The 328-nt window shown below is 63.4% G+C and carries 1 protein-coding gene; it reads right to left on the bottom strand.

Annotation, left to right across the window (positions count from 1 at the left end; genetic code table 11):
- Positions 1–328, bottom strand: a 328-nt coding sequence (locus tag JHJ32_RS22745; protein WP_200123046.1) for a DUF11 domain-containing protein, incomplete at both ends; no start/stop codon positions are given.

The raw sequence follows: 328 nt of genomic DNA, 5'->3' as shown, positions 1-328 counted from the left end.
GCCGGAGGCATCCGCCACCGACTTGGTGGCTGCAAAGCCACGTGCCGCATCCACCGGTAATTCCGGCGCGGTTGCTTCCCGGGGTGTGCCCGACGGATCGGCCGGATCCGACACAACCGCCGTGTTGGCAATCACATCGATGCCCGTCAGGTCGGCCGCCACCGTCACCCCGAAGTTTACGGTGACGCTCGTTCCAAACGGAATATCCAACAGCCAGTCTATCCGGCCGTTAGCATCATCAAACACCCCGCCGTCAGCATCCGCACTTCCGGCCACATAAGCCGTGCCGGTTGGTATCACGTCGCGGATGGTGACCCCAAGCAGGTCC

Origin of the sequence: Parapedobacter sp. ISTM3, assembly GCF_016533505.1 — a bacterium.
Classification (GTDB): domain Bacteria; phylum Bacteroidota; class Bacteroidia; order Sphingobacteriales; family Sphingobacteriaceae; genus Parapedobacter; species Parapedobacter luteus.
This window is presented reverse-complemented; position numbering and strand designations above follow the sequence as displayed.